Here is a 10,951-nt window from a genome sequence, read left to right on the forward strand (position 1 = left end):
GGATGGACGATCCGGACCCAGCCGTCTTTTCCGCCATCAAAACCCTCGAACGAACAGTCAAGCTTACACCTGGTCTTTCGAACCGATGCTAGCGGCCCAAACTCGCAACCTACAAGCTAGGCTTTATGACTATTCCTGCTGACGCTCCAGATTGAGCGCCGCGGCCAAAAGCCGCATTACTTTCCTGACGCGGGCATAACTCGACCTTCCGGAACTAAAACGATCGTTTTACTGAACCGCGTTATGGATCCGACTTGAAGAAACACGGTCGACGATAGCTTGACCAGGACTCGCGCCATGCGCGATCCGGTGGTAATTTCGCCCATCCATTCTCGGGGGAAGCGGGCATGAGAAACTTCGTTGAAAACGGCGACATAGCCCTGCGCGCCATCGCCGGCACGCGGGTGGTTCTGCTGGCCATCGACATCGCGCCGGCCGCACGTCAAGGCCTGCTGGGCTTCGCGATCGGTCGGGTGCATGACGGCGCGGTCGACTGGCTGGAGGGCTCGAAGGTCTTCGCCTCGGTCGAACCCGCGCCGCTGCCGCAGGACAAGTTTCCGAGCAATCTTCATCCGATCCAGAGCCTGATCTGGTCCGACTACCAGGCCAGGCCCGGCGTGGAGACCACCTATCGGGTGCAGCCGGTCTATGGCGCGCCGTCCGCGCCCACGCTCGGCTCCGGCGCCGACATCGTCGTCAGGACCGAAGATCCCGAGGCCGGCGTCCACGGGATCTATTTCAATCGCGGCGCGGTGGCTTCGCAGGCCTTCTCGGAACACTTCTCCAACAAGAAGCCCAAGAACCAGGACGATCCGCAGGACCAGACCGTCCAATGGCTGGCGCGCGGCGCGCTGGACGCGGCCCTGGCCTTCATCGACAGGGCCGCGGCGGGCGATCGCCTGCATGTGGCGGCCTACGAGTTCACCTACGCCCCGATCCTGCTGGCGCTGAAAGCCGCGGCGGCGCGCGGCGTCGAGGTCCGGATCGTTCACGAAGCCGGTCAGGAAGTCGACGACAGGACCAAGAAGCTGGTCGACACCAGCGCGACGAAATCGGCCGCCACGGCCATCAAGGCCCATGGGCTGAACCGCCAGGCCAACCTGACGCTGATCAAGCGCACCAAGCGCCGCAAGATCCCCCACAACAAGTTCATCGTCTGGGTGTCGGGCGGCCAGACCCGCGAGGTGCTGACGGGCTCGACCAACTTCACCGCCTCGGGCTTCATCGGCCAGACCAACGTCATCCACATCGTCCGCGCCCCTGCGATCGCCGAGGCCTATCTCGACTACTGGACCGAGCTGGCCAAGGACCCGACGACACCCGTCCTGGCCGACTGGTCCGAGGCGCGCACGCCGCAGGACGACCTGGACGCGCTGACCCGCCCGACCGGGATCACGCCGCTCTTCAGTCCGCGCAAGAACGACATCATGCTCAACTGGTACGCCGACGCGATCGCCGACGCCGAGCAGACGGTGATGTTCACGGCCGCGTTCGGGGTCAACAAGCTGCTGGCCGCCCAGTTCGGCGTCGATCGCCCGTTCGTGCGCTTCATCCTTCTAGAGGACCAGCCGGACGCCTCGCTGAAGGCCAAGCTCAAGGCCGACCGCGACGTCCAGGCCGCCTACGGCTCGCTTCTGGGCGCCTATGCCTCGGGAGCCAAGACATTCCCCAAGTCGAGCCTGGACGCCTGGTTCCTGAGGGAGGAGCTGTTCCGCAAGCAGGGCAACATCTTCTTCATCCACACCAAGTCGCTGCTCATCGACCCGCTGAGCGAGACCCCCCTGGTGGCCACCGGCTCGGCCAACTTCTCCAGCGCCTCGCTGGAGAACAACGACGAGAACATGCTGCTGATCCGCGGCGACAAGGTCGTGGCCGACATCTACCTGACCGAGTTCGACCGCATCTTCCGGCACTTCTTCGCCCGCCAGACCATCAACAGGCTGGTCGAGGAAGGGCGGGACATCACCGAGGCCAAGTTCCTGATAGAAGACGCCTCCTGGCTGAACGGCTACATCGCCCCCGACGCCATGAAGACCAAGCGCCAGCGGCTGTTCTTTCCGCAGTGGCCGGCGCGCTGAACGCCGGCGATCGGCCTCCCGGCGAACGTCGCCGGGAGGCCTCGCGGTTTAGGGAAACAGCGGCCCGTGGTCGAGGCGCGGCAGCACGTGGCGGCCGAAGAGGTCCGCCTCGGCGATGTGCGGATAGCCCGACAGGATGAAGGCCTCGAGCCCGATCTCGCGATAGGCGTTGATCTTGGCCAGCACCTGATCGGGATCGCCGACGATGGCCGCGCCGCAGCCCGACCGCGCCCGGCCGATGCCGGTCCAAAGATTGTCCTCGACATAGCCGTCGCCCGCCGAGGCCTCGCGCAGTTCGGCCTGGCGGCGCACGCCGAATGAGGCCGCGTCCAGCGACTTGGCGCGAATGGCCTCGCCTTCCTTGGCGTCGAGCTTGGACAGCAGACGATCCGCGGCCGCCCTCGCCTCTTCCTCGGTCTCGCGCACCACGACGTGGACGCGATAGCCGAAGCGAAGGGTGCGGCCATGGGCGGCGGCGCGGGCGCGCAGGTCGTCGATGATCTCCTTCACCACCTCCATGCGGTCGGGCCACATCAGGTAGACGTCGGCCGCTTGGGCGGCGACCTCGCGGGCCTCGTGCGACAGGCCGCCGAAATAGAACGGCGGGCACCCGCCCGAGACCGTGCGCAGGCGCGGCGGGTCGAGCTTCAGCTTGTAGAACTCGCCCTGGAAATCGATGCTCTCGCCGCTCAGCAGCGAGCGCAGGATTTTCATGGCCTCCAGCGTGCGGGCGTAACGCGGCCCTGAGGCCAAGGTCTCGCCCGGCAGGTCGCTGGAGATGATGTTGAGGGTCAGGCGGCCTTCCAGCATCTGGTCCAGGGTGGCGATCTGGCGGGCCAGCTGCGGCGGCCACATCTCGCCGCAGCGGATGGCCAGCAGCAGTTTCAGCTTGCGCAGGATCGGCGCCAGGCCGCCGGCGAAGGCCACGCCCTCGATGCCGAGGTTGTAGCCCGACGGCAGCAGCAGGTTGTCGAACCCGCCGCTCTCGGCGGCGAGCGCGATATCGCGGCAATGGGCGTAGGAGGCCTTCAGCGCCGGATCGGGAACGCCGAGGAACTCGTAGTCGTCGTCGCACAGCGCCGAGAACCACGAGACTTCGCAGGGAGGCAGGGTGCTCACGGCAGGGGAACTCCGCGGCTGGCGGTCAGGATGGCGTACCACTGGGTGCGCGACAGCTTCACGCGCAGGGCGTCAGCCGAGGCCGTGATGCGCTCGGGCGTCTGCGAGCCGACGATCGGGATCGGCCGCGACGGGTGGGCCATGATCCAGGCCAGGGCGACGGCGGCGCGATCGACATGCTGCTCGCGGGCGATGACGTCGAGGGCCTCGATCACGGCGCGGCCGCGATCGTCGGTCCCCTGCCCCACCAGCCGGCCGCCGCCCAGCGGCGACCAGGCCAGCACGGCCAGATCACGCTCCAGCGCCTGGTCGAGCACGCCGTCCGACAGAGGCTCGATGGTCAGGGGCGAGAACTCCGGCTGGATGCTGGCCAGGGCGAACGGCAGGTGCGCCTGCAACGCCGCGACCTGGCTGGGCAGATAGTTCGACACGCCGACGGCGTCGATCTTGCCCTGCTCGCGCAGCTTGGTCAGCGCAGCCGCGATCTCGGCCGGATGGGCCAGAACGTCGGGGCGGTGGATCTGGTAGAGGTCGATCTTCTCGACGCCCAGGCGCTGCAGCGAGGCCTCGCAGGCGGCGACCAGATAGTCGGCGCTGGAGTCGTAGGGCACGCCCAGGATGATGCCGCCCTTGGAGGCCAGCACGAACTTCTCGCGCAGGTGCGGGGCGTCGCGCAGCACCTTGCCGAGCAGCACTTCCGACGAGCCGAAGCCGTAGGGCGTGTCGGCGCCGTAGACGTCGGCGGTGTCGAGCAGGGTGATCCCGCTTTCCAGCGCGGTCTCGACCAGCAGGCGGGCGTCGGCGACCGATTCCCCCTTGAAGCGCCACATGCCCCAGGCCAGCGGAGAAACGGAAATCCCGCTCTTGCCGAGCGGACGGGGTTCGTGTGACTGGCGGCTCTCACTCATATGTACGTGCTTTCAGTTCGGGGGATTTGAAGATGGTTGAGAAGCTCAAGGTCGGTCTGATCGGGGTCGGCATGATGGGCAACGAGCATCTGCGCAACCTCGAACTGATGCGGGACGCCCACGTGACGGCCATCGCCGATCCGACGCCGGGCTCGCTGGACTGGGCGCGGGCGACGCTGGGCGACAAGGCCGACGGCGTCGAGGCCTTCGCCGACGGCGCCGAGATGCTGGCCAAGGTCGAGCTCGACGCGGTGATCATCGTCTCGCCCAACTTCACCCACCGCAAGGTGCTGGAGGCGGCGCTGGCGACCAATGTGGCGATCCTCTGCGAAAAGCCGCTGTGCAGCGATCTGGCCGACGCCCGCTGGGCCGCCGAGACCGCCGACGCGCGCACAGAGAAGACCGGCGCCCTGTTCTGGACGGCCATGGAATACCGCTTCATGCCGCCGGCCGCCGAATTCATTCGCCGGGTCCACGCCGGCGACGTCGGCAAGCTGGCCATGCTGTCGATCCGCGAGCACCGCTTTCCGTTCCTGGTCAAGGTGGGCGACTGGAACCGGTTCGCCGCCAACACCGGCGGCACCATGGTCGAGAAGTGCTGCCACTTCTTCGACCTGATGCGCCTGATCACGCAGGCCGAGCCGGTGTCGGTGTTCTGCTCGGGGGCCATGGACGTCAACCACCTGGACGAACGCTACGACGGCAGGACGCCGGACATCATCGACAACAGCTACACCGTCGTCGAGTTCGACAACGGCGTGCGGGCCATGCTGGACCTCTGCATGTTCGCCGAGGGCGTCGAGGAGCAGGAGACCCTGACCGCGACGGGCTCGCAGGCGCGCCTGGAAGCCCTCATCCCGCCCGGCGACCTGGTGTTCGCCCCGCGCGTGCCCCTGGGCGCGCCCAAGCAGATGGTCCGCGAGCACGTGCCGGTCGACGAGGCGGCGATGAAGGCGGGCACCCACCATGGTTCGACCTTCTACCAGCTGCGGGCCTTCCTCGACGCGGTGCGCGACGGCGGAGCGCCCGCCGTCACCGCCCGCGACGGCCTGATGGCCGTGGCCATCGGAACCGCCGCCGAGATCAGCGCCCGCGAGAAGCGGGTGGTGACGCTGGCTGAACTGGGGTTCTGACGGGAGCTTCCCTTCACTCCCGTCATTCCCGCCCTTGTGGCGGGAACCCCTGCGTCCGCTCGCACGTGAAAATGCGGCGGACCGCAGGCGGTCCGTTTCACTCGCACCTGCGGCTGAAAGAGGGTTTCCCGCCACAAGGGCGGGAATGACGGGAAGTTTGGGAGCGTTTGGGATCAGAACTCCTTGCGCACCGACAGGCCCCAGTAGCGGGCGTTGTCGCGGGGCACGTAGCGGACCACGCCGGCCAGGCCGCCATAGACCAGGTTCGGCGAGTAGGACTTGTCGGCGATGTTCTTGACCACCGCGCGGACCTGCCAGCCGTTCTCGACCCCGACCAGACCGATCCCCGCGTTCCAGATGCCGTAGGCCTTCTGGATGGTGTCGGGCGTCTCGGCCAGCGAGTACTGGGTGTCGTCCTTCCAGCTGTAGTCGGTCGACAGCACGACGTCGAAGGCGTCGGTCAGGCGCGTGCGGTACTCGACGTCGGTGTAGGTCTTCCACTTCGGGGCGAAGGGCAGAGGCTGGCCGTCGATGTTGCAGCTGCTGGCCGCGCCGGTCGGGCAGTTGAAGTGCTCGACCGTGGCGTCGGTGTAGGCGAACGAGAAGCCCACCTTCAGCCCCTGAACCGGACGCAGGGTGAAGTCGCCTTCGACGCCCTGGCTCGACACCGAACCGGCGTTGATCAGTCGACTGATGATCGCCGGCGGCGTGCCCGTCACGTCGGTGAAGTTGGCCTGGTAGTTCTCGTAGTCGGTCTTGAAGATCGCCAGGGCGCCGACGAAGCGGCCGCCCAGGGCCGTGCCCTTGATCCCCGCTTCATACGAGTCCGAGGTCTCGGGCTTCAGCGATATCTCGTCGATCGCCTGCATGTTGAAATAGGTGTTGTAGGCGGGTCCCTTGTAGCCGCGCGAGTAGGTCGCATAGACGTTGACCGTCTCGGCCACGTCGTATTGCAGGCCGGCGCGGCCGCTCCAGCCGTCCTTCTCCAGCGAGCCCGAGCTCGTGTGATTGGGACGGATGCCGGTCAGGGCCACGGCCGTGGTGGCCTGGCGGTCGTGGTAGTAGCTCAGTTCGTCGCGGATCGCCCGCGCGCCCAGGATGGCGCGGAACTTCGGCGTGAAGTTGATGTTGCCCTCGCCGAAGATCGCGTAGTTCGTGCCGCTCGTGCCGTAGCGGGCGATCCCGTAGTCGCTGACCGCGCTGCCCGAGACGATGCGGGTCAGGTCGCGGCGATAGACCTCGTCGGTGTCGGCCTTCAGGTAGTAGAGCCCGGCCACGTAGTCGATCAGTCCGCCCTTGGGCGAGGTGATGCGCAGTTCCTGCGAGATCTGGCTGAAGTCCACCCGGCCGTCGTCACGCGCGGTCGGGATGGCGGCGGTGGCCACGGCCAGCTGGTCGAAGTCCTGGCGCTGGTGGTTCTTCCACTCGCGGTAGCCGGTGATCGAGGTGATGGTGAACTCGCCGACCTTCCAGTCGACCTGCGCCGAGACGCCGCCGTTGCGATCCTCGACGAAGCTGCGGATGTCGGCGTTGGTCTTGGTGTTGTTGGCGCCGGCGGTGACGCCCGAGGCGGCCAGGGCCGCGACCAGGGTCGGGTTGGCCGTCACGACGTTGGTCGGATAGGCAACGCGGTCGCTGGAGGCGAAGACGCCGGTCGGCGGATCCTCGTCCGAGCGGCTGAAGTCGGCGCTGAAGGTCAGGGTCAGGTCGTCGCTGGGCGTGGCGACGAGCTTGGCGCGGCCGCCGAAGCGGTCGTAGCCGTTCACCGTCTGGCCGGTGGTGACGTTCTTGACGTTGCCGTCCCAGCCGCTCTTGAGGATCGACAGGCTGGCGCCCAGCTTGCCGTCGATCAGCGGACCCGAGACGCCGGCCTTCAGGCGGTACTCGTCGCCCTCGTACCAGGCCGCCTCGCCAAAGGCGTGCGGCTCGACGCCGGGGTTCTTGGAGACGATGTTGACCACGCCGGCCGAGGCGTTCTTGCCGAACAGCGTGCCTTGCGGGCCGCGCAGCACCTCGATGCGCTCCAACTCGACCAGGTCCAGGGTCGTCTGACCCGGACGCGAAAGCACGACGCCGTCGATCACGGTCGAGACCGAGGGCTCGACGCCCGGCGAGGTGGTGATGGTGCCGACGCCGCGGATGAAGACGGTGCGGTCCTTGTTCGAGGCCCCGGTGCGGAAGTCGACCGTCGGGATCGTCGAGGCGATGTCCTGCAGGTTGTTGAGGTTCTTGGCGGCCGCCGCGTCGCCCGACACGACGCTGATGGCCACCGGCACCTTGGTCACCGACTCCTCGCGATAGCGGGCGGTGACCTTGACCTCTTCGACGGTGTTGTCGGCGGTTTCGGCCAGGGCGGCCGAGCCCCCGGCGAGGACGGCGGCGCCGGCCAGCAAGGCCAGGCGCAGGGTGTGGGCGCGGCCCCGGCGGGCGGCGGTACGAACAGTCATGGCATATCCCCAAGGGCCGACGTTCGGCGCCGGCTTCCAGGGGGAGGTTCGTATTCCTACTAATCCGATGGGAGTAGAAAGATATTCTTGGCCGATCCTCGGATTTCCTAAGGGCGGTTGGGAAAGCAACCACCCTCATCCTCCCGTCATTCCCGCCCTTGTGGCGGGAACCCCTCTATCTCCCGTAAGGGCGGATGAGGCGGCGTGCTCAGCACGCCGCTTGCGTCTCACGTGTCAGCTGAACCAGGGGTTCCCGCCACAAGGGCGGGAATGACGGGAGAAAGAGGGCGACAGCCAACTCCCCCTACTCCCGCGCCTTCAGCAGCACCGCCGGGAAGTCGGCGGGCACCGCGCCGTCGGCGTCGCGCAGCAGGTGGCGACCGCCCAGCGGCAGGGGCAACGGTATCGACAGGCCGTCCTGTTCCTCTAGCCGCTGGAACAATCGCTCGGTCAGGCACGCGACCACCGCCTCATGGCCGGGACTGTGGATCAGGTTCACCGTCTCGGCCGGATCGTCTTGCAGGTCGTACAGCTCGTCGATGTCCCAGACGCCGTGATAGTGGATGTACTTGTAGCGGTCCTGGCGGATGGCGTGGACCGTCGGGGTCTGCGGGAAGTTGCGCTCCCAGTAGTATTCGTAGAGCAGCTCGGTGCGCCACGGCACGTCCTCGCCGCGGGTCAGGGGCAGCATATCCTCGCCTTGCAGGCCCTCGGGGGCCTCCAGGCCGGCGACCGCCAGCAGGGTGGGCGCGATGTCGAGATTGGCCACGACCTGCTCGACCACCGTCCCGCCCGGAAACAGCTCCGGACAGCGCGCCAGCATCGGGATGCGCATCGACTCCTCATAGGCCGTGCGCTTGTCGATCAGGCCGTGCTCGCCGAACGCGAAGCCGTTGTCGCCCATGTAGAGCACCAGGGTGCTGTCGAGCTCGCCCTTGGCTTCCAAATGGTCGAGAAGGCGGCCGATGCCCTCGTCGACCGACAGCATCGTCTCGGCGTAGCGCTTGTAGTAGTGCGCCAGGTCCAGGTTGGTGTGGTACGGGAAATCGGCCCCGTGCCAGCTGTTGCGCTGGTTCTTGACCCACACGGGCTGGCCCTGCGCCTGTTCGGGGGGCAGGTTCAGGCTCTCCGGATAGCGGAACTCGGCGTCGTCGTAGCGGCCCAGGTGGCGCGGCGCGGGGATGAACTCGGCGTGCACGGCCTTGTGGGCCAGGAACAGCAGCCAGGGCTTGTCGCCGTCGCGGCTCTCCAGCCAGTCCATGGCGTAGTCGGTCAGTTCGTCGGTCAGGTAGCCCTTCTGGGGTACGCGCTCGCCGTTGATGTTCAGCCCGTCGCCGTTGGGCCAGTAGTCGCCCTGGCCCTTGAAGCTGATCCAGTGGTCGAAGCCGCGCTGCGGGTCGTCGCCCTCGACGCCCATGTGCCACTTGCCGATGAAGGCGGTCTCGTAGCCGGCTGCTTGCAGATACTCCGGGAAGAAGGTCACGTCCGGCCGGATCGGGTGGTTGTTGTCCACCACCCGGTGCTGGTGGGCGTAGAGGCCGGTGAAGATGGTCGCGCGCGATGGCGAGCACAGGGCCGTGGTCACGAAGGCGTTCTTGAAGTGCGCCCCCTGCGCCGCCAACCGGTCGAGCACCGGGGTCTCGACGAAGGGCTGGGCGCCGGTAAAGCCCATGGCGTCGAACCGGTGGTCGTCGGTCAGCACGACGACGATGTTGCGCGGCTTCACGCCCGGTTTGGGCTTCAGGACGAGATCCTTGGGCTCGGGCGCGGCGCCCTCCCCGTCCGCAGCATTCCACGAGACGGCGTGGAACGGCTGGTTCAGGCCCTGGGCGGCCAGCAGCACGCCCCGGGTGGTGGTGTCTTGCGTCATCGGCTTACTTCCACTCAGGCCTGGGCCGCCTGGAGGCGCGGCACGAAGACCTGAAGCCAGGCCACGGCGATCAGGTAGGAGACGGCGGCGATGGCCAGCAGCGGCAGATAGCCCGCGCCGCGCTGGAGCAGCTCGCCCGCCAGCAGCACGATGCCCATGCCGGCGAGATTGCCGCAGAATGCCCCGAAGCTGGTCACCGAGCCCACCCGGTCCTTGGGCGTGATGTCGGCGATGGTGGCGAACATGTTGGTCGAGAAGCCCTGGTGCGCAGCGAGCGTCAGGCCCAGCAGCAGCACCGCCAGCCAGTAGTTGTCGACCAGCACCGCCAGCGGCACCGGCGTCACCAGCAGGGCGCAGACCAGCATCGAGCCCTTGCGGACGGTGTTGATCGACAGCCCCCGCGCCAGCAGCCGCGAGGCGATCCAGCCGGAAAACACCGAGCCGACCGCCGCGAAGCCGTAGACGACGGCCAGCGGCTTGCCGATGTCGTGCATGCCGACATGGAACACGCGGTGGAAGAAGTCCGGGGCCCAGAACAGCAGCAGCCACCAGACCTGGTCCGACAGGGCCTTGGCCCCGGCGACGCCCCAGGTGCGACGGTCCGACAGCAGCACCTTCAGGCCGATCTTGCCTTGGGCTTCGACGGGCTTGGGCTCGGGCGCCAGCGGCAGGCCGCGCGTGGAGACGAACCAGAGGGCCACCCACAGGAAGCCCAACGCCCCGACGATCACGAACGACGCCCGCCAGCCGACCAACGCCGACAGCAGCGGCAGCAGCAGCGGCGTGACGATCGCTCCGATGTTGGAGGCGCCGTTGGAGATGCCGAAGGCCACCGACCGCATCCGCGCCGAGAACAGCGCCCCGATGGTCTTCACATAGGACGGCGTGCCCATCGATTCCGTCGCGCCCAGGGCCACCCGCGCGGCCGAGAACTGCAGCATGGTGTTGGCGCCGCCATGGGCCATGGCCGCCAGGCTCCAGGTCGCCACCCCGACGGGCGCGGCCCATTTGACGCCCAGCTTGTCGACGATGCCGCCGGTAAACAGGAAGGCGATCGCCGCCGAGAACTGGAACAGCGAGGCCAGACGGCCGTAGTCGGCGTCGCTCCAGCCCATGTCCTGCTCGATGATCGGCTTGAGCACCGCGATCACCTGCCGGTCCACGTAGTTGAGGATGCCGGCGAAGATGATCAGGCCCAGCAAGAGCCAGCGACGGCGCTCGGCCGCCGTCTGGGCCGGCGCCTGGAACGAGGGTCCTCCCCCGGCTTCCGGCGAGTTCCGGGACGCGGCCTCGGCCTTCACGGCGTCGCTCATCGAATGGTCTCCAAAGCTCAGCCAAACCCGATGGCGACGCTAGGAATTACGCCTTAGACGACGGCGCCGACGGCCGGTCAGCA

The 10,951-nt window shown here is 67.6% G+C and carries 7 protein-coding genes; 2 read left to right on the top strand and 5 right to left on the bottom strand.

What is annotated here, in order from left to right:
• The first annotated feature begins 347 nt into the window (after positions 1-347).
• Positions 348-2,078, top strand: coding sequence for a phospholipase D-like domain-containing protein (locus AC07N1_RS00435; protein ID WP_494669961.1), 1,731 nt, complete (start codon positions 348-350; stop codon positions 2,076-2,078).
• A gap of 48 nt (positions 2,079-2,126) precedes the next feature.
• Here AC07N1_RS00435 and AC07N1_RS00440 read toward each other — a convergent pair whose 3' ends face one another.
• Together AC07N1_RS00440 and AC07N1_RS00445 are read right to left on the bottom strand one after the other, a co-directional pair.
• Positions 2,127-3,197, bottom strand: a complete 1,071-nt coding sequence (locus AC07N1_RS00440) for an LLM class flavin-dependent oxidoreductase (RefSeq protein ID WP_494669962.1) — start codon at positions 3,195-3,197, stop codon at positions 2,127-2,129.
• Positions 3,194-4,027 (bottom strand): aldo/keto reductase, encoded by an 834-nt coding sequence (locus tag AC07N1_RS00445; RefSeq protein ID WP_494669963.1) that lies wholly within the window; start codon positions 4,025-4,027, stop codon positions 3,194-3,196. The genes AC07N1_RS00440 and AC07N1_RS00445 overlap by 4 nt, the downstream gene beginning before the upstream one ends.
• A gap of 110 nt (positions 4,028-4,137) precedes the next feature.
• Here AC07N1_RS00445 and AC07N1_RS00450 point away from each other — a divergent pair, with 110 nt between their 5' ends.
• Positions 4,138-5,238 (top strand): Gfo/Idh/MocA family protein, encoded by a 1,101-nt coding sequence (locus AC07N1_RS00450; RefSeq protein ID WP_494669964.1) that lies wholly within the window; start codon positions 4,138-4,140, stop codon positions 5,236-5,238.
• Between the two features lie 173 nt (positions 5,239-5,411).
• On the opposite strand, the gene AC07N1_RS00455 is transcribed toward AC07N1_RS00450, so the two are convergent.
• From AC07N1_RS00455 to AC07N1_RS00465, 3 genes are all read right to left on the bottom strand, one after another.
• Positions 5,412-7,685 carry a TonB-dependent receptor gene (locus AC07N1_RS00455; RefSeq protein ID WP_494669965.1) on the bottom strand — a complete coding sequence of 758 codons (2,274 nt, stop codon included), beginning with the start codon at positions 7,683-7,685 and terminating at the stop codon, positions 5,412-5,414.
• Between the two features lie 304 nt (positions 7,686-7,989).
• Positions 7,990-9,555, bottom strand: a complete 1,566-nt coding sequence (locus AC07N1_RS00460) for a sulfatase family protein (protein ID WP_494669966.1) — start codon at positions 9,553-9,555, stop codon at positions 7,990-7,992.
• A 14-nt stretch (positions 9,556-9,569) separates the two neighbouring features.
• A complete protein-coding gene (locus AC07N1_RS00465) occupies positions 9,570-10,868 on the bottom strand; it encodes an MFS transporter (RefSeq protein WP_494669967.1) in 1,299 nt (432 codons plus the stop codon).
• Between the last annotated feature and the right edge of the window lie 83 nt (positions 10,869-10,951).

The organism is Caulobacter sp. GW821-FHT09B11 (genome assembly GCF_059418205.1).

Bases quoted from the DNA above. Each gene is read 5' to 3' on its own strand.
- AC07N1_RS00450 (WP_494669964.1), top strand. From the start codon at position 4,138: ATGGTTGAGAAGCTCAAGGTCGGTCTGATCGGGGTCGGCATGATGGGC.
- AC07N1_RS00435 (WP_494669961.1), top strand. From the start codon at position 348: ATGAGAAACTTCGTTGAAAACGGCGACATAGCCCTGCGCGCCATCGCC.
- AC07N1_RS00460 (WP_494669966.1), bottom strand. From the start codon at position 9,555: ATGACGCAAGACACCACCACCCGGGGCGTGCTGCTGGCCGCCCAGGGC.
- AC07N1_RS00465 (WP_494669967.1), bottom strand. From the start codon at position 10,868: ATGAGCGACGCCGTGAAGGCCGAGGCCGCGTCCCGGAACTCGCCGGAA.
- AC07N1_RS00445 (WP_494669963.1), bottom strand. From the start codon at position 4,027: ATGTGGCGCTTCAAGGGGGAATCGGTCGCCGACGCCCGCCTGCTGGTC.
- AC07N1_RS00455 (WP_494669965.1), bottom strand. From the start codon at position 7,685: ATGACTGTTCGTACCGCCGCCCGCCGGGGCCGCGCCCACACCCTGCGC.